Origin of the sequence: uncultured Sphingomonas sp., assembly GCF_936927845.1 — a bacterium.
Lineage (GTDB): Bacteria > Pseudomonadota > Alphaproteobacteria > Sphingomonadales > Sphingomonadaceae > Sphingomonas.
The window spans coordinates 105,053-122,573 of the sequence record NZ_CAKZHV010000059.1 but is presented as its reverse complement, the minus strand read 5'-3'; the positions used below and the strand labels follow the sequence as shown (position 1 = coordinate 122,573).

The 17,521-nt window shown below is 67.5% G+C and carries 22 protein-coding genes; 15 read left to right on the top strand and 7 right to left on the bottom strand.

The genetic code is table 11. The annotated features are described in order from the left end of the window. Nucleotides 1-158 precede the first annotated feature (158 nt). From Q0579_RS10895 to aroQ, 5 genes are all read right to left on the bottom strand, one after another. Nucleotides 159-1,589, bottom strand: coding sequence for a phospholipase D-like domain-containing protein (locus Q0579_RS10895; protein WP_298812060.1), 1,431 nt, complete (start codon nt 1,587-1,589; stop codon nt 159-161). After that, nucleotides 1,586-1,906: an ArsC/Spx/MgsR family protein gene (locus Q0579_RS10890; RefSeq protein ID WP_298812059.1), complete on the bottom strand. Its 321-nt coding sequence runs from the start codon at nt 1,904-1,906 to the stop codon at nt 1,586-1,588. The genes Q0579_RS10895 and Q0579_RS10890 overlap by 4 nt, the downstream gene beginning before the upstream one ends. 141 nt (nt 1,907-2,047) lie before the next feature. Next, a complete protein-coding gene (gene accC / locus Q0579_RS10885) occupies nt 2,048-3,400 on the bottom strand; it encodes an acetyl-CoA carboxylase biotin carboxylase subunit (protein ID WP_298812058.1) in 1,353 nt (450 codons plus the stop codon). 6 nt (nt 3,401-3,406) lie between these two features. After that, entirely contained in the window at nt 3,407-3,895 is a 489-nt protein-coding gene (gene accB / locus Q0579_RS10880) for an acetyl-CoA carboxylase biotin carboxyl carrier protein (protein ID WP_298812466.1), read from the bottom strand. Nucleotides 3,896-3,938: 43 nt separating this feature from the next. Next, a complete protein-coding gene (aroQ, locus tag Q0579_RS10875) occupies nt 3,939-4,400 on the bottom strand; it encodes a type II 3-dehydroquinate dehydratase (protein WP_298812056.1) in 462 nt (153 codons plus the stop codon). Nucleotides 4,401-4,580: 180 nt separating this feature from the next. On the opposite strand from aroQ, the gene thiS reads away from it, so the two are divergent. Beyond that, on the top strand, nt 4,581-5,588 hold the full coding sequence (gene thiS, locus Q0579_RS10870; RefSeq protein WP_298812055.1) for a sulfur carrier protein ThiS: 1,008 nt from the start codon (nt 4,581-4,583) through the stop codon (nt 5,586-5,588). An 84-nt stretch (nt 5,589-5,672) separates the two neighbouring features. Next, nucleotides 5,673-5,855, top strand: coding sequence for a CsbD family protein (locus Q0579_RS10865; protein WP_298812053.1), 183 nt, complete (start codon nt 5,673-5,675; stop codon nt 5,853-5,855). 53 nt (nt 5,856-5,908) lie between these two features. On the opposite strand, the gene Q0579_RS10860 is transcribed toward Q0579_RS10865, so the two are convergent. Together Q0579_RS10860 and Q0579_RS10855 are read right to left on the bottom strand one after the other, a co-directional pair. Continuing rightward, the gene (locus Q0579_RS10860) at nt 5,909-6,499 is read right to left on the bottom strand and encodes an exopolysaccharide biosynthesis protein (protein WP_298812051.1); all 591 of its coding nucleotides are present in this window, start codon (nt 6,497-6,499) and stop codon (nt 5,909-5,911) included. Between the two features lie 22 nt (nt 6,500-6,521). After that, nucleotides 6,522-8,183, bottom strand: coding sequence for a thiamine pyrophosphate-binding protein (locus Q0579_RS10855; RefSeq protein WP_298812049.1), 1,662 nt, complete (start codon nt 8,181-8,183; stop codon nt 6,522-6,524). A 98-nt stretch (nt 8,184-8,281) separates the two neighbouring features. On the opposite strand from Q0579_RS10855, the gene Q0579_RS10850 reads away from it, so the two are divergent. The 13 genes from Q0579_RS10850 (at nt 8,282) to grxD (ending at nt 17,520) form a co-directional block, all read left to right on the top strand. Next, nucleotides 8,282-9,202, top strand: a complete 921-nt coding sequence (locus Q0579_RS10850; protein ID WP_298812047.1) for an SMP-30/gluconolactonase/LRE family protein — start codon at nt 8,282-8,284, stop codon at nt 9,200-9,202. A 64-nt stretch (nt 9,203-9,266) separates the two neighbouring features. Further along, entirely contained in the window at nt 9,267-9,917 is a 651-nt protein-coding gene (locus tag Q0579_RS10845) for an HAD-IA family hydrolase (RefSeq protein ID WP_298812045.1), read from the top strand. 59 nt (nt 9,918-9,976) lie between these two features. Further along, nucleotides 9,977-10,711, top strand: coding sequence for a CoA transferase subunit A (locus Q0579_RS10840; protein ID WP_298812044.1), 735 nt, complete (start codon nt 9,977-9,979; stop codon nt 10,709-10,711). A 4-nt stretch (nt 10,712-10,715) separates the two neighbouring features. After that, nucleotides 10,716-11,681, top strand: coding sequence for an HAD family acid phosphatase (locus Q0579_RS10835; RefSeq protein ID WP_366522283.1), 966 nt, complete (start codon nt 10,716-10,718; stop codon nt 11,679-11,681). Next, on the top strand, nt 11,681-12,343 hold the full coding sequence (locus tag Q0579_RS10830; RefSeq protein ID WP_298812043.1) for a 3-oxoacid CoA-transferase subunit B: 663 nt from the start codon (nt 11,681-11,683) through the stop codon (nt 12,341-12,343). The genes Q0579_RS10835 and Q0579_RS10830 overlap by 1 nt, the downstream gene beginning before the upstream one ends. A 16-nt stretch (nt 12,344-12,359) precedes the next feature. Continuing rightward, a complete protein-coding gene (locus tag Q0579_RS10825; RefSeq protein ID WP_298812041.1) occupies nt 12,360-13,265 on the top strand; it encodes an alpha/beta hydrolase in 906 nt (301 codons plus the stop codon). A 69-nt stretch (nt 13,266-13,334) separates the two neighbouring features. Then, nucleotides 13,335-14,762 (top strand): 3-isopropylmalate dehydratase large subunit, encoded by a 1,428-nt coding sequence (gene leuC / locus Q0579_RS10820; protein ID WP_298812040.1) that lies wholly within the window; start codon nt 13,335-13,337, stop codon nt 14,760-14,762. A 23-nt stretch (nt 14,763-14,785) separates the two neighbouring features. Continuing rightward, on the top strand, nt 14,786-14,908 hold the full coding sequence (locus Q0579_RS10815) for a hypothetical protein (protein ID WP_298812039.1): 123 nt from the start codon (nt 14,786-14,788) through the stop codon (nt 14,906-14,908). A gap of 4 nt (nt 14,909-14,912) precedes the next feature. Beyond that, nucleotides 14,913-15,542 (top strand): 3-isopropylmalate dehydratase small subunit, encoded by a 630-nt coding sequence (leuD, locus tag Q0579_RS10810; protein WP_298812462.1) that lies wholly within the window; start codon nt 14,913-14,915, stop codon nt 15,540-15,542. Next, nucleotides 15,505-16,506: an NADPH:quinone oxidoreductase family protein gene (locus tag Q0579_RS10805; protein ID WP_298812038.1), complete on the top strand. Its 1,002-nt coding sequence runs from the start codon at nt 15,505-15,507 to the stop codon at nt 16,504-16,506. Before leuD ends, Q0579_RS10805 begins: the two co-directional genes overlap by 38 nt. 81 nt (nt 16,507-16,587) lie before the next feature. Continuing rightward, nucleotides 16,588-16,911, top strand: coding sequence for a DUF1476 domain-containing protein (locus tag Q0579_RS10800; RefSeq protein ID WP_174193613.1), 324 nt, complete (start codon nt 16,588-16,590; stop codon nt 16,909-16,911). 5 nt (nt 16,912-16,916) lie between these two features. Next, on the top strand, nt 16,917-17,150 hold the full coding sequence (locus tag Q0579_RS10795) for a BolA/IbaG family iron-sulfur metabolism protein (protein ID WP_174193615.1): 234 nt from the start codon (nt 16,917-16,919) through the stop codon (nt 17,148-17,150). 43 nt (nt 17,151-17,193) lie between these two features. Continuing rightward, nucleotides 17,194-17,520 (top strand): Grx4 family monothiol glutaredoxin, encoded by a 327-nt coding sequence (gene grxD / locus Q0579_RS10790; protein WP_298812032.1) that lies wholly within the window; start codon nt 17,194-17,196, stop codon nt 17,518-17,520. Nucleotide 17,521: the final 1 nt, after the last annotated feature.

Below are 17,521 nucleotides of genomic sequence, written 5' to 3'. Positions count from 1 at the left end.
AGGAGAGTTATTGTATGACCGATCCGACCAAGCCGACGCCCGAGGAGTTGAAGGACATCGCCGCTGAAGAGGAGCAGGAAGGCGTGGTCGATCAGCAGAGCGCGAACGAGGCCGCAACCGAGGATTGAGCCGCCGCCGCGCGGCACGGCCGGGTGCACTCAGCGGCGGCGATGCCGGCGATGCCTGAGCCGCCGCAGCAGCCCGCGCTTCTCGAACGCTTCGAACATCTCGGCCGGACCTTCGGGGTCGAGCACCTCGTTCTCGGCCAGCCATGCCTCGACGCCGTTCAGGTCGGGGATCTCATACGGGATCAGCGTCTTGCCGCTCCCGCGCAAGCGTTCGATCGTCGCGATCAATCCGTCGCGCTTCACGCCGTCGCTGACCTGCGCCACATCGATCGCGAGATGTTCGGCGAGCAGGTCGTCGCGGATCGCCGCGATCCGGTCGCCGTCGTCGGCGATCGTCACGTCGCATTCGGTGTCGAGCCGGAGCGAGCGGTTGTTAAAGTTCGACGAGCCAATACGGATCACGTCGTCGTCGACCACCATCACCTTGGCATGGCAGTAGATGCCGGTGCCGTCGGTCGTCACCGGGTGGTACATGCGAAAGCGTTTGGCATGGTCGCGGTGTTGCAATTCAGCGACGAGGCGCGCCCGCGCGGTGTCCATCGCGATCGGCTCAAGCCAGCCCTGCGCGTTGGTGGGATTGATCACGACGATCTCGGGCGGGTCGGGTTCGACCAGGCGCTTGGCGATCGCCTCGGCGATGCGGCGCGAGGCGAAATACTGGCTTTCGGCGTAGATGCGACGCTTCGCGCGCGCGATCAGCGCGAGGTACAATTCCTCGATCTCGAGGATTTCATCCTGCCCGTCGTGAAGCGGTTGCGAGCGCGAGATTGCGACGTCGACGTCGCTGAACTCGACGGGCAGGCTCTCGGGCCAGCATTCGCCGGTGTGCGATGGCGCCGCGATCTCGGCGCCGCCCGCGATTGTCCAGCGTGTGCGACACAATTCGCCGAGCGCGCGCGCGACCGGGCCCTGCAACGCGGTGGTGACATCGTGCCACGGCTTGTACGAGAAACCGTTGGGCGAGCGGCGGCGCTCGTCGTCGGCGACATGATCGCGCGTGTCCCAGCGCTCGTCGGTCATGTCGATCCCGCCGCAGAACGCCATGCAATCGTCGATCACGACGATCTTCTGGTGCTGCGACGCGGCGGTCGGATGATGGCCGTCGAGTTTAAGGTGGATGCGTTTCTCGCGAAAGCGCCAGCGCGTCAGCATCCACAAGGTACGCCCGCGGAACAGTGTCTTGATCGCGCCCTTGTCCCAGCGGAGAATGTAGACCTGAAGCGTCGGCGTGCGCTTCACCAGCCAGTCAATAAAGTCGCCGACCGTGGTGGGGGCCTCGGGATGATCGTCCTCGTAGGCGAGCGTGATGCGCGCGTCGAAATCCCAGCCGACCAGCATGATCTGCTCTTTGGCGTTCAGCATCGCCTCGCGCGCGACGCGGAAATAAGCGTCGGCGTCGATGATCACCGCTGCCTTGGTCGCGCGCTCGACGCGCCAGCGCGTTTTCTCGGGCAGCGTCACAGGATCGCCCGGATCGCGGATGGCGGCCGGCCGAGGCGCACGCCCTTTTCGGTCGCGACCAGCGGACGCTCGATGGTGCGCGGGTCGCGTGCCATCAGGTCGAGTGCGGCCGCGTCGTCGGCGACCGCGGGCGCGTCCTTGCGCAAGCCGTCGCGCGGGCTGATCCCGGCGATCGTGTAGAGTTGGGCCAGTTCGTCGCGCATCGGCGGATGATTGAGGTAATCGACCACCGTCACCTCGGCGCCCACCTCGTGCAGGATCGCGAGCGCCTCGCGCGATTTGGAACAGCGCGGGTTGTGGAGGATCGTCGCCTTCATCGCCGGGTCTCGTGCATGATGCCTTCTACCGCGCATCGGCGGGTGGTCCAGCATGTCGGAACCTCGCACCATCAGGCGAAACGAAAAGCCGGGGCAAGCTCAGTCACTTGCCCCGGCGATAATCTGTCTCGTTGATGCAGGTTAGGCGTCCTGGCGGGCCAACCAGTCTTCGAGCCATTTGATGGTGTAATCGCCGGTCTGGAACTCGGGATCGTCAAGGAGCGCCTGGTGCAGCGGGATGGTGGTCTTCATCCCCTCGATCACGAACTCTTCGAGCGCGCGGCGCAGGCGGCGGAGCGCACCCTGGCGCGTGGTGCCGTAGACGATCAGCTTGGCAATCATGCTGTCGTAATAAGGCGGCACCTTGTAGCCCGCGTAGAGCCCCGAATCGACGCGGACGTGCATGCCGCCGGGTGCGTGATATTGCTTCACGAGGCCGGGCGAGGGCGCGAAGGTGCGCGGGTCCTCGGCGTTGATGCGGCACTCGATCGCGTGGCCGCGGAATACGACGTCTTCCTGACGCAGCGTCAGCGGTTCACCCTCGGCGATGCGGATCTGCTCGCGCACCAGGTCGAGCCCGGTGATCGCCTCGGTCACCGGATGCTCCACCTGCAGGCGGGTGTTCATCTCGATGAAGTAGAACTCGCCGTTTTCCCACAGGAACTCGATCGTCCCCGCGCCGCGGTAGCCCATGTCGGCCATCGCACGCGCGCAGATGCCGCCCATGCGCGCGCGCTCCTCGGGCGTGATGACCGGCGAGGGCGCTTCCTCCAGCACCTTCTGGTGGCGGCGCTGGAGCGAGCAGTCGCGCTCGCCCAGGTGGATCGCGTTGCCCTTGCCGTCGCCGAAGATCTGGAACTCGATGTGGCGTGGGTTGCCGAGGTACTTTTCGATATAGACGGTGGCGTCGCCGAACGCGGCCTTTGCCTCGCTGCCGGCCTGCGCCATCAATGTTTCGAGCTGATCCGGGCTGGTGCAGACCTTCATGCCGCGCCCGCCGCCGCCAGAGGCGGCCTTGATGATGACGGGATAGCCGGCCGCTTGCGCGATCGCCTTGGCCTCATCCACGTCGCTGACCGCGCCGTCCGAGCCGGGGACGAGCGGCAGGCCGAGTGCGCCCGCGGTACGCTTCGCCTCGATCTTGTCGCCCATCGTGCGGATGTGCTCGGGCTTGGGCCCGACGAAGATCAGGTTATGCAACTCGACGATCTCGGCGAACTTGGCATTCTCGCTGAGAAAGCCGTAGCCCGGATGGATCGCGTCGGCGCCCGAGATTTCGGCCGCAGAGATGATGTTGGGGATGTTGAGGTAGCTCTCGGCCGCGGACGGCGGGCCGATGCAGATCGCTTCGTCGGCGAGCCGCACGTGCATCGCATCGGCGTCGGCGGTGGAGTGCACCGCGACCGTCTTGATCCCCATTTCATGGCAGGCGCGGTGGATGCGCAGCGCGATCTCGCCGCGATTGGCGATCAGCAGTTTCTTGATCTGCGGCACCGATGCTTACTCGACCACCACGAGCGGCTGGTCGAACTCGACCGGCTGGCCGTTCTCGACCAGCACCGCCTTGACCGTGCCGGCCGACGGCGCGGTGATCGGGTTCATCACCTTCATGGCCTCTACGATCAGCAGCGTGTCGCCGGCGGCGACGGTCTGCCCGACGCTCGCGAACGGCTTCGCGCCCGGCTCGGCGGCGAGATAGACGGTGCCGACCATCGGCGAGCGTACCGCATTGGCGTCGCTCGGCGCCGAGGGACCGGCATTGTCGACCTGCGGGGCGGCGGCGGGTGCCGCGGTCTGCGCGGGCGCAGGTGCCGCGGCATAATGCATCGGCGCGGCGGCGACCTGCGCTGCCTTGCGCGCGACGCGGATCTTGCGATCGCCGTCCTCGACCTCAATCTCGGTTAATTGCGTGGTGTCGAGCAGCTCGGCGAGCTGGCGCACGAGGTTCACGTCGACCTGCATCGCGCCACCCCCATTTGCTTCGTTCATGTCGGCCATCAGCCTTGATTCCCCTTCAAGGGCGCGCGCTGTGTCAGAACTGTGCCGCCGCTTCAAGCGCGAGGGCGTAGGATAGCGCGCCGAATCCCGCAATGGTTCCGCGTGCGGCACGACCGACGAACGAGGTGTGGCGGAAATCCTCACGCGTGTGCGGATTGGACAGGTGCACCTCGATCACCGGCGTGCGGATCGCCTTGATCGCGTCGTGGAGCGCGATCGAGGTGTGGGTGAACGCGCCGGCGTTCAGGATCACCGCGCGCGCGTCATACGCCTGCGCCTCGTGCAGCCAGTCGACCAGATGCCCCTCGTGGTTCGACTGCCGCATGTCGATGCTGAGCCCCAGGTCGCGCGCGCGGTCCTCGAGCCGCCCGGCGATGTCGTCGAGCGTGTCATGGCCGTAGATCTCGGGCTCGCGCGTGCCGAGCAGATTGAGGTTGGGACCGTTCAAGACATAGACGGTGTTCGACGGGGAGGGGGCGTTATCGGGTGCGGGCATGAGCTGCTTTCTTGAACATAGGGCAGGCGGGGCTTAGGTGCCGGTGCGTCACCGCTCTAGCCCGCTCGCCCGCCGCTTGTCGAAGGGCCGCGCTTCGTTTCGCCGGGAAGGCGGAGCACGGGGCCAGCGATCATCCAGCCCGACAACGGACGGGGGCGCACACCCTCGATGCACAAAGCCATGCCCCATTCCGACGGAACCGTCTCGATTGTCGTCAACGGCGAGCACAAGCGCGTCAAGGCGGGGCTGACGATCGCCGCGCTGGCCGAGCAGCTGGGGCTGTTGCCCGAAAAGGTGGCGGTGGAGCGCAACCTGGAGATCGTGCCGCGCTCGACGCTGGGTGACGTCTACGTTGAGGACGGCGACGAGTTGGAGATCGTGCATTTTGTCGGCGGCGGCGACCATGCGCGCCCAATCGCCGACGACAGCTGGACCGTCGCGGGCAAGACGTTCCGATCGCGCCTGATCGTCGGCACCGGCAAGTACAAGGATTTCGCGCAGAACGCCGCCGCGTTCGAGGCGTCGGGCGCGGAGATCGTCACGGTTGCGGTGCGACGCGTCAACGTGTCCGATCCGAAGGCGCCGATGCTGACCGACTTCATCGATCCCAAGCGCGTGACCTACCTGCCGAACACCGCGGGCTGCTTCACCGCCGACGAGGCGATCCGCACGCTGAGGCTCGCGCGCGAGGCGGGCGGCTGGGACTTGGTCAAGCTGGAGGTGCTGGGCGAGGCGCGAACGCTCTACCCCGACATGCGCGAGACGCTGAAGGCGACCGAGGTGCTGGTGCGCGAGGGTTTCAAGCCGATGGTCTACTGCGTCGACGATCCGATCGCGGCGAAGCAGCTGGAGGAAGCGGGCGCGGTCGCGATCATGCCGCTCGGTGCGCCGATCGGGTCGGGATTGGGCATCCAGAACCGCGTCACGATCCGGTTGATCGTCGAGGGCGCCACGGTGCCGGTATTGGTCGACGCCGGGGTTGGCTGCGCGTCGGACGCGGCGGTGGCGATGGAGCTCGGCTGCGACGGCGTGCTGATGAACACCGCGATCGCGGAAGCCAAGGACCCGATCATGATGGCGGCGGCGATGAAGGCGGCGGTTGAGGCCGGGCGGATGAGCTACCGCGCGGGTCGCATGGGGCAGCGCCGTTACGCCGACCCGTCGAGCCCGCTCGCCGGCCTGATCTGAATCAGGTCGGACGCGGAACAACCCCCGCGCATCCTCGTTTCTCCAGCACCGGGTTCAACAGCCTTTGATGAAGGAGTAATCGCGATGGGTGAACTGACCGACAAGATCAAGGGCAACGTCAACGAGCTGGTTGGCAAGGCCAAGGAAGCGATCGGCGAGCACAACAACGACGCCAGCCTGGCCGCGGAAGGTGAAGCGCAGCAGGCGCAGGGCAAGGGCGAGCAGATGAAGGGCAGCGTCAAGGGCGCGCTCGGCGACGATATCTGATCCTTGCCAGACCGTAATTGAAAGGGCCGCTCCGAACATCGGAGCGGCCTTTTTCATTTGTTGAACAGCAGGCCGGTGCCGATTGCGACCGCGGCAATGGCCAGCGCGCTCGCCGCGATCATCAGTACGCCGTCGCGCACGGTCAGCGCGAGCCCGAATGCGGCGATCGCGAGCATCGGCGCGGTGGTCGCGAGCGGCAGGAGTTCGAGCGGCGGCACGCACATCGCCATGACGATGCATCCGACCGCCGCCGTGCGCACGAACTGCCCCCTGGTCAGCGCAGACAATCGACCGTGAAACCAGCGATCGAGGAAGCGCGCGAGGCCACGGACCTTCTTCGTAGCCTCCTTCACCTTGCCCGACGAGATCGCGCGGCGCTCGACGAAAGCGGGCAGCCACAGATGCTCGCGTCCGAGTACCATCTGGCCGGCGATCAGCACGATCACGATCGCCAGCGCGGTCGGCAGGCCCGGGATGCTGCCGATCGGTGAGATGTCGATCAGCGGGATGACGACCAGGAAGGGTCCGAAGCCGCGACTGCCGAGCGCTTCGACAACATCGCCAACAGCGACTTTGCCACTCTTGTCCGCGAGATCGTTGATCGCGTCGAGGATGTCGGAAACGCTGTGCGGATCATCGGCCATCGTTCCTCAACCACGTAGCACGTCAGCGGTTGCGGATCGCCTCGAGCGTGGTCGCGGCGGTGATGACCTCCACGTCGGTCTTGAGGTGGAGCAGCCGCACGCCGCCTTGCGCCACCGCGCGGTCGAGCGCGGGGGCGAAGTCGGCGGTCGCCTCCACCGTTTCCGACCAGCAGCCAAAGGCACGCGCGAGCGCGGCGAAGTCGGGGTTGATGAGCCGCGTGGCCGACACCCGCCGCGGGAACTCGCGCTCCTGGTGCATGCGGATCGTGCCGTAGGCGCCGTTGTCGACGACGATCACGAGAAGCGATGCGCCGTGCTGCACGGCGGTCGCGAGTTCCTGTCCGTTCATCAGGAAGTCGCCGTCGCCCGCCACCGCGACGACGGTGCGATCGGGCCGGCGCAGGCTCGCTGCCACGGCTGCCGGCACGCCATAGCCCATTGCGCCGCTGGTGGGGGCGAGTTGCGTGCCCGGCCCGGCATAGCGCCAGTAGCGGTGCCACCAGCCGGAGAAATTGCCCGCGCCGTTGCAGATGATCGTGTCGGCGGGCAGCCGCTCGCGCATCGTCGCGACGCAGGGACCGAGATCGAGCGCGACGCCGTCGCGGGGGGTGGGTGTGGTCCACGCCTCATAGTCGGCGCGTGCCTCGGGTGCAGTGGGGTGCGCGGAGCCATCGACCGCCAGCAGCGCCTCGGCGAACTCGGCCATGCCGGCGCAGATCGCGAAATCGGTGCGGTAGGTCATGCCGAGCTCGTTCGCGTCCGGGTGGACGTGGACCAATCGCTGACCCGGATGGTCGGGCGTGATCAGCGAGTAGCCGTCGGTCGTCGCCTCGCCGAGCCGCGGGCCGACCACCAGCAGCAGGTCGGCCGCCTTCACCCGCGCGACGAGCCTGGGGTTGGGGCCGTAGCCGAGATTGCCGGCATAAGCGGGGCAGTCGTTCGGCACCGCGTCCTGCCGCCGGAACGCGGCGACCAGCGGTACCCCGACGCGGTCGGCCCAGGCGGCGATGTCCTCCGCCGCGCGTTCGTCCCATCCGGCACCGCCGATGATCGCGACCGGCCGTTCGGCCGTGGCGAGGAGGTCGGCGAGCTGCGCCATCGCGTTCGCGTCGGGCGCTTGCGCGGCGCGCTCGACCCGCGGGCGGTCGGTCGCCTCGACGCGGTCGAGCAACATGTCCTCGGGCAGCGCCAGTACGACCGGGCCGGGACGTCCGTTCATCGCGACCGCATAGGCGCGCGCGACATATTCGGGGATGCGCCGCGCGTCGTCGATGCGCGCGACCCATTTGGCGACGGGCGCGAACATCGCCTCGAAATTGATCTCCTGAAACGCCTCCCGGTCTCGCGTGCCGCGGTCGACGTCGCCGACGAACAGAATCATCGGCTGCGAGTCCTGCCGCGCGACGTGGACGCCGATGCTGGCGTTGGTCGCACCCGGCCCGCGCGTGACGAAGGCGATGCCGGGACGGTGCGTCAGCGCGCCGTCGGCGCAGGCCATGAACGCGACCCCGCCCTCTTGCCGGCACACCACCGTCTGTATCGCCGGCACATCGTGCAGTGCGTCGAGCACGGCGAGGAAACTCTCACCCGGCACGGTGAAGATGCGCTCGCATTCTTGCGCGACGAGTTGGTCGACGAGGATGCGGCCGCCGGTCCGGCTCTGCTGAGTTTCGATGCTCTCCATGGCTGGTGCCTAGCCCGCGCGGCGTCGTGGCAGCAAGCGCTTGCGCTTCGCCGCGTCGTGCCCGATCCTCGCCGGCAAAAGAGCAAGAGGAGAGGATGATGGCGGCATTCGAGCTGGTGGCGGACGGGTTGCGTTTTCCCGAGGGCCCCGTTGTCATGCCCGACGGCAGCGTCATCCTGGTCGAGATCGAGCCCGGCCGGATCACGCGCGTGACGCCCGACGGGCGCAAGGAGGTGGTGGCGACACCCGGCGGCGGTCCCAACGGCCTCGCGCTAGGGCCCGACGGGATGCTGTATTGCTGCAACAACGGCGGCTTCCACTATGTCGAGAATAACGGAATGCTCGCGCCCCACGGTATCGCGGCGGATTATTCGGGCGGGCGGATCGAGCGGATCGACCCCGCGACTGGTCGCGTCGAAGTGCTGTACAAGTCCGGCGACCACGGGGTCAGCTTGCGCGGACCCAACGACATCGTGTTCGACGCGCATGGCGGGTTCTGGTTCACCGATCACGGCAAGGTGGATTACGCGACGCGCTGCCACGACGTGGTCGGGATCTTCTACGCGCGTGCGGACGGCAGCTTCATCGAGGAGGTGATCTTTCCGTCGATGAACCCCAACGGCATCGGCCTGTCGCCCGACGGCGCCACGCTCTACGCCGCGGAAACCTACACCTGCCGGCTGATGAAGTTCAACGTCACCGCACCCGGCAAGGTGGCGGCGGACGCGGGGCCGGGCGGACCGGGCATCCCGCTGTATCGCCCGGCGGGGTACAAGTTCTTCGACTCGCTCGGAATGGAAGCGTGGGGCAACATCTGCGTCGCGACGATCGGCGAGTGCGGGATCAGCGTCGTCTCGCCTGCCGGAGAGTTGGTCGAATTCGTCGCGACGGACGACATCTTCACCACCAATATCGCCTTTGGCGGCGCGGACATGATGGACGCGTATATCACGCTGTCGGGCACGGGACGGCTGGTCAAGACGCGCTGGGCGCGACCTGGATTGAAGCTGCAGCATTGAGCACGTGGACAAGCGTACGCCGAGCGACGATGAGCACCCGTTAACGGACAGGGGGAGCGAGCGGGTGCGCGATACGGTGATCTTCGACTTCGGCGGCGTGATCACGTCGTCGCCCTTCGAGGCGTTCGCGCGGATGGAGCGCGAGCGTGGGCTGCCGCACGATCTGATCCGCCGCATCAACGCGACCGACCCCGACACCAACGCCTGGGCGAGGTTCGAGCGCGCCGAGATCGATGCGGCGGGGTTCGATGCCGCCTTCGCCGAGGAAGCGCGCGCGTTGGGGCATGAGGTCCGCGGCGAGGATGTGCTGGCGCTGCTCTCGGGCGACATCCGCCCGCGCATGGTTCACGCGCTCGATTGGCTGAAACGGAACGGCTATCACCTCGGCTGCATCACCAATAACGTGCCCACAGGCGAGGGTGCGGGCATGTCGCGCTCGCCTGAGAAGGCCGCACTGGTCGCCGAGGTGCTGGAGCGGTTCGATCACGTGATCGAATCGAGCAAGGTGGGGGTGCGCAAGCCCGATCCGAAAATCTACCGCATGATGCTCGACACGCTCGGGAAGGCGGCGGACCAGTGTGTCTACCTCGACGATCTGGGCATCAACTGCAAACCGGCGGCCGCACTCGGCATGACCGCGATCAAGGTGGAGAGCGAGGGGCAGGCGCTCGACGATCTGGCGCGCGCGCTGGGGGTGATGCCGGGGTCCTTCTGACGTGTTGACCGGTTCGCCCGCGCGTCGCTAAGTGACCACGCGAGAGAGAGGCGGGTGCGATGAAGAAGCTTTACCCCGATGCGGCGGCGGCGCTGGACGGTCTGTTGTTCGACGGCATGACGATCTGCGCCGGCGGCTTCGGCCTGTGCGGCGTGCCCGAGCGGTTGATCGACGCGATCCGCGACGCAGGCACGCGTGACCTGACGATCGCGAGCAACAATGCCGGGATCGACGGCGAGGGGCTCGGCAAGCTCTTGCGCACGCGCCAGGTGAAAAAGATGATCTCGAGCTACGTCGGCGAGAACAAGGAGTTTGAGCGGCAATATTTAAGCGGAGAGCTGGAGGTCGAGTTCTGCCCGCAAGGGACGCTGGCCGAACGCTGCCGTGCGGGCGGCGCAGGCATCCCCGGTTTCTACACCAAGACGGGCGTCGGCACTCTGGTGGCCGAGGGCAAGGAAGTGAAGTCGTTCGATGGAGAAGACTATATCCTCGAACGCGGCATTCGCGCCGACATCTCGATCATCAAGGGTTGGAAGGCGGACGAGAGCGGAAACCTGATCTTTCGCAAGGCCGCGCGCAACTTCAACCAGCCGATGGCGACCGCGGGGCGCGTCTGCGTCGCCGAGGTGGAGGAAGTGGTGCCGGTCGGTACGCTCGACCCCGATCACATCCACCTGCCCGGCATCTACGTGAAGCGAATGATCGTCGGCGCGCCCTACGACAAGAAGATCGAGTTCCGCCTGACGCGTCCGCGGCCCGAAGCGAGCGCGGCGGCGGCAGGCAGCGAGGTCTGACGCGGTGCGCTCCGCGCTGATCGGCGTACTGGCGGCCGCGACTACGCTGGCGGGGTGCGCGACGGCTCCTGCGCCGCGTGCTGGTCCGATCGAGCACATGCCGATCATCGACACCGGCCCGCCGCCCGGCATGGCGTATCTCTACGGCTCGGCCGAGGCGGATGCGCTGAGCGAGCAGGCGTATAACGGCATGCTCGGCTACGTCCGCGCACTGCTCGACCGCGCGCGCGACGCGCGTGGGCGGCTGCCCCACCAGCGCGCGGGCGGGACGCTGCCGCGCTGGCCGGCGACCGCGTCGGCGGTGCTGGCGGCGGGGTCGACTGCCGCGATGCCGCAGCCGGTGTCGTGCGGCGCGCTGCCGCCCGCGGTGGTGCTCGACATGGACGAGACCACCGTCCTGAACCTCGGGTACGAATATAACGACGCGCAGACCGGCCAGCCGTATGATGCCAAGCGCTGGGACGCGTGGGAGCGTGGCGGGGCGGACAAGCTCGTCGCGGTGCCGGGCGCAGTGGCCGCGTTCCGGCAGTTGCGCGCCGCCGGCGTTACGGTGGTGATCAACACCAACCGTAGCGTGGCGAACGCCGCCGATACCGCGCGCGCGCTCGCCGATGCGGGCCTCGGCACGTTCGAGCACGGCACGACCTTGTGGCTGAAGGGCGACGTTGACGGCAAGTCGGGCAAGGACGGCCGGCGGCAGGCGATCGCCGCGCATTACTGTGTGCTGGCGCAGATGGGCGACCAGCTCGGCGATTTCGCCGATTTCTTCAACCCGCCCGGACCCGCGCCCGCCTCGGGCCGCCGCCTGCTGCCGAGCACCAGCCGCCTCGTCGCGCGCTGGGGTGCGGGGTGGTTCATCCTGCCCAATCCCGTCTACGGCACCGGGCTCGGCTCGGGCTGGGACGACACCTTTCCCGCGGCGCGCCGCTGGACCACCCAATCGGCTCCCGAGCCCCAAGGAGTGAAATGATGGCTGACCCGAAGAGGGCTGATGTGGCGGGCTGGGATCGCAACGGCATGGCCGCGCGCGCGGCGAAGGAGCTGCAGGACGGCTTCTACGTCAATCTGGGCATTGGTATCCCGACGCTCGTCGCCAACAACATTCCCGACGGCATGACCGTGACGCTCCAGTCGGAGAACGGGATGCTCGGCATCGGCCCCTTCCCGTACGAGGGCGAGGAGGATGCCGACCTGATCAACGCAGGGAAACAGACGATCAGCGAGCTGCCGCAATCGGCCTATTTCGGATCGGAGCAGAGCTTCGCGATGATCCGCGGCGGGCATATCGACCTGACCGTGCTGGGCGCGATGGAGGTGGCGGAGAACGGCGACATCGCCAACTGGATGATCCCGGGCAAGATGATCAAGGGCATGGGCGGCGCGATGGACCTCGTCGCGGGCGTCAAGAAGATCATCGTCGTGATGGAGCATACCTCCAAGGACGGCAGCCCCAAGTTCATTCCGGCGTGTTCGCTGCCGCTGACGGGGCGGAACGTGGTCGACATGATCGTGACCGATCTGGCGGTGTTCCAACGCCCCGACCACCAGTCGCCGTTCCGGCTGATCGAGCTGGCGCCCGGCATCAGCGCGGACGAGGTCGCGGCCAAGACGACGGCGCATTACGTCGCCTGACCCGAGGCGCGCGGCGGTGATCTGGCGCTGGCTGGTCGGGAGCGTTGCCGCGCTGACCCTAGCGGCGGCAGCGATCTACCTGTTCGTGCCCGCGCCGCGCGTGTTGAGCTGGCTCGACGCCGCGACGGGCGGCGGGCACGGGGTCGAGCTGGTCGGCGACGCGGTGCCGTTCGGGCGTGACAGGCAGACGCTCGACGTCTGGCGCCCGGCTGCGACGGCGTCGGGCAAGCGGCCGGTGGTCGTGTTCATCTACGGCGGCGGATGGGCGAACGGGGATCGGCGCAGCTACGCCTTTGCCGCCCGCGCGTTCGCGCGTGCCGGGTTCGTCGTCGTCGTGCCCGATTACCGCAAGGTGCCCATGGTGCGTTTCCCCGCCTTTGTTCAGGACGGCGCGGCGGCGGTGCACTGGGTACGCGACCACGTGGCCGATTACGGCGGCGATCCGGCTCGGGTCGCGCTCGCGGGGCATTCGGCGGGCGCGTACAATGCGGTGATGCTGGCGCTCGATCGCCGCTGGCTACGCGCGGAGGGGGTCGACCCGGCGATCGTCAAGGCAGCCGTGGGGCTGAGCGGACCGTACGATTTTTACCCGTTCGACAAGCCGCGTTCGCGCGCGGCGATGCTGGGGGTCACTGACCCAAGGGCGACGCAGCCGATCAGCTTCGCGCGCGCCGATGCGCCGCCGCTGTTGCTCGTCACCAGCAGCCGCGACACGCAGGTGCGGCCGTACAATGCTTATCACCTGTTCGAGCGCGTGAAGGCGGCGGGCGGGCGCGCCAAGCTGGTCGAGCACGACGGGCTCAGCCATGAGAATGTCGTCATGGCGCTATCGGTGCCGTTCCGACGACTGGCGCCGGTGCTGGAGGAGAGCGTCTCCTTTATCGATGCGGCGACGGGGCGGGGTGAGCCTACCGTGAAATAAAGAAACGAATACTGCTGCTTCGGCATTCTTTCCTTTCACCTGCCGGCGATCACGGTTAAGGCGCGCGCGATGTCACACCAACCGCGCACCTTGTACGAGAAGGTTTGGGACGCCCATGTCGTGGAGCGTCGCGACGACGGCTCCTGCCTGATCTACATCGACCGTCACCTCGTCCACGAAGTCACCAGCCCGCAGGCATTTGAGGGGCTGCGCAGCGCAGGGCGCCGCGTGCGTCGGCCCGACCTGACGCTGGCAGTGCCCGACCACAATCTGCCGACCACCGCGCGCGTTGATGCCGCCGGGCGCGAGCTGCCGATCGCGGATGTCGAGAGCGCGGAGCAGCTCGGCGCGCTGCGCGGCAACGTGGCCGAGTTCGGCGTGCCGTACATCGATGCGCTCGCCGCCGAGCAGGGGATCGTCCACGTTGTAGGGCCGGAACAGGGCTTCACGCTGCCCGGCACCACTGTCGTTTGCGGCGACAGTCATACTTCCGCCCATGGTGCGCTCGGCGCGCTTGCGTTTGGGATCGGTACGAGTGAGGTCGAGCATGTGCTCGCCACGCAGACACTGATCCTGTCGCCGTCGAAGACGATGGAGGTGCGCGTCGACGGCACACTCGGCTTCGGCGTGTCGGCGAAGGACGTCGTGCTCGCGATCATCGGGCGGATCGGCGCGGCGGGTGGCACCGGCTATGTGATCGAGTTCACCGGCGAGGTGATCCGCAGCCTGTCGGTCGAGGGACGGCTGACGATCGCCAACATGAGCATCGAGGGCGGTGCGCGCGCCGGCATGATCGCGCCGGACGAGACGACCTTCGCCTATCTGAAGGGCCGCGCGATGGCGCCGAAAGGGGACGACTGGGACCGCGCCGTCGAATGGTGGCGCACGCTGCCGAGCGATGCGGGCGCGCGCTACGATTGCACGGTGACGCTGTCCGCGAGCGACATCGCGCCCGCGCTCACCTGGGGCACCAGCCCGGAGGACGTGGTGCCGATCACCGGCGTCGTGCCCGCGCCTGAGAGCTTCGCCGATCCGTCGAAGCAGGCCGCGGCGCGCAAGTCGCTCGATTATATGGGGCTCGTGCCGGGCACGCGGATGCAGGATGTCGCGGTGCAGCACGTCTTTATCGGCAGTTGCACCAACAGCCGGATCGAGGATCTGCGCGCCGCAGCGCATGTCGCCACCGGCCGCCGCGTGGCGGACGGCGTGCGCGCGATGGTCGTGCCCGGATCGGGGCTGGTCAAGCGACAGGCGGAGGCCGAGGGGCTCGACCGGATCTTTACCGAGGCCGGGTTCGAATGGCGCGAGCCGGGATGTTCGATGTGCCTGGCGATGAACCCCGACAAGGTGCCGCCGGGCGAGCGCTGCGCGTCGACGTCGAATCGAAATTTCGTCGGGCGGCAGGGTCCCGGCGCGCGCACGCATCTGCTATCGCCGGCGATGGCAGCGGCGGCGGCGGTCAGCGGTCGGTTGACCGACGTGCGCGAGCTGATCTGAGAGAACACAAACGGGGTCTTTCCATGAAGATGGTTCTTGCATTCCTCGTCGCGGGTGCGGCGGTGAGCGGCGTTGCGGCCTATGCGGCGGTGGCGAAGACGCACGCGGGGCCTGCGCTTGCACGACCCGCGAAGCCCGCGCGCTGACACGATGGAGCCGGTGACGCGCGTTTCGGGGAGCGCTTATCCCTGGGGGCAGAAGAACGTCGACACTGACGTCATCATCCCCGCGCACTGGCTCAAGACGATCAAGCGGTCGGGGCTGGGGCGCGGCGCATTCGAGACCGTACGCGCGCAACCGAGCAACATCTTCGACGATCACCGCTATGCCGGTAGCCCGATCCTGATCGCGGGCGACAATTTCGGCTGCGGCTCCAGTCGCGAGCATGCCGCCTGGGCGCTTGCCGACATGGGCGTGCGCGCGGTGATCGCGCCGAGCTTTTCCGATATCTTCTCGGGCAACGCGTTCAAGAACGGGATCGTCGCGGTCGTGCTGCCGCAGGAGGCGATCGACCGTTTGCTCGTGGTGGCCGAGGATCAGCCGGTCACGGTCGATCTGGAGACGATGACGGTCACGACGCCGTTCCAGGATCGCTTCACCTTCGCGCTCGATCCCTTTCGCCGGCGCTGCCTGATGGAAGGGCTGGACGAGGTCGGGCTGACACTGGCAAAGGATACCGCGATTTCGAAATTCGAGGAGGCGATGCAGCAGCAGCGCCCCTGGATAGAGCAAAGGAGCGGAAATGCGGGCATTGCTGTCGAGGGCGCCGGGCGGACCTGAAACTCTGGAGATCGGCGAGCTGCCCGATCCGACGCCGGGCGCGGGCGAAGTCGTGATCGCGGTCAAGGCGTGCGCGATCAACTATCCCGACGTGCTGGTGATCGAGGACAAGTACCAGTTCAAGCCGCCGCGCCCGTTCGCGCCGGGCGGCGAGGTGTCGGGCGTGGTCGAGCAGGTCGGCGAGGGCGTGACACAGCTGAAGGTCGGTGACCGCGTCATGGGCAACACCGGCATGGGCGGGCTTTCGGAGCGGTTGTTGTTCAAGGAAGCCGCGCTCTACCCGATCCCTGAAGAGCGCAGTTTCGAGGAAGCCGCCGCGCTGCTGCTGACCTACGGCACGACGATCCACGCGCTGGTCGATCGCGGGCACATCAGGGAAGGCGACAACCTGCTGGTGCTGGGTGCTGCGGGCGGGGTCGGGCTGGCTGCGGTGGAGCTCGGAAAGGCGTTCGGCGCGCGCGTGGTCGGGGCGGTGTCGAGCGAGGAAAAGGCGCAGGCGGTGCGCGACGCGGGCGCCGACGAGGTCATCATCTACGGTCGCGGGCCGTTCGGAAAGGACGAGTCGAAGGCGCTCGCCGAACAGTTCAAGGACAAGGGCGGCAAGGCCGGATACCAGCTGATCTACGACGCGGTGGGCGGCGACTATGCCGAGCCGGCGCTGCGCTCGATCGGCTGGGAAGGGCGCTACCTCGTCATCGGTTTCCCCGCGGGCATCCCGAAGCTGCCGCTCAACCTGACGCTGCTCAAGAGCTGCGACGTGTGCGGCGTGTTCTGGGGTGCGTTCGCGGCGCGCGACCCTGAGGCCAACCGCGCCAACATCCAGCGCTTGTTCGACCTGTGGAAGGACGGGCGGATTGCACCGCGCGTGACCGAGGTCTTCCCGTTCGAGCGCGGCGGGGAGGCGATCGCGAAGATGGCGGCGCGCGCCGCGATCGGCAAACTGGTCGTGCGCGTCGCCGACTGAGCGATCGGCCAGGCGGGGTAGCCCCGTTGCTTGTGCGGGCGGCGCGTTCTATTTCCGCGGACACGAGCAACGGGAGCTGCCATGACCACCTTCGACGACCGCGAGCGCGGGTTCGAGAACCAGTTTTCGCGCGACGAGGAAATGGCCTTTCGCGTCACTGCGCGGCGCAACCGCTTGGTCGGGCAATGGGCCGCGGCGCTGATGAAGCTGACGCCCGAGGAGACGGACGCTTACGCCAAGTCGGTCGTGCAGGCTGATTTCGAGGAAGCGGGCGACGAGGACGTGGTGCGCAAGCTGCTGGGCGATCTGACCGCGGCGGGGGTCGAGATCGACGAGGCGGCGGTGCGCCAGGCACTGACGCAGGAAACGATCGAGGCGCGTCGTCAGCTCCTCAAGGCGGAGTAGGCGCGATGCCGATGGAAGGTGAGGAAATCGCGGCGCTGATCCGCGCCGGCATCCCCGATGCAGAGGTCGAGATGACCGATCTGGCGGGCGACAAGGATCACTGGTCGGCGCGCGTGACCAGCGCATCGTTCGCCGGCATGCCGCGCGTGCGCCAGCATCAGGCAGTCTATGCCGCGCTCGGCGGCCGGATGGGCGGCGTGCTCCACGCCTTGCAGCTAACCACGGCCGTACCGAAGTAAGCGGGATCGGGCCGATAGCCCTTTGAACAGGATCACAGAAACCATGACCGACGACACCAACGCCCGCATCGACGCCGTGGTGAAGAACAACCCCGTCGTGTTGTTCATGAAGGGCACGCCGCTGTTCCCTCAGTGCGGCTTTTCCAGCCGCGCGATCGCGATCCTGGAGCGGCTGGGCGTCGAGTTCGAGAGCGTCGACGTGCTGCAGGATCAGGGTATCCGCCAAGGCATCAAGGCCTATTCGGACTGGCCGACGATCCCGCAACTGTACGTGAATGGCGAGTTCGTCGGCGGCTCGGACATCATGATGGAAATGTACGAGAGCGGCGAGTTGGCCGAGCTGTTCGCGGGCAAGGCTGCCGCGCAATAAG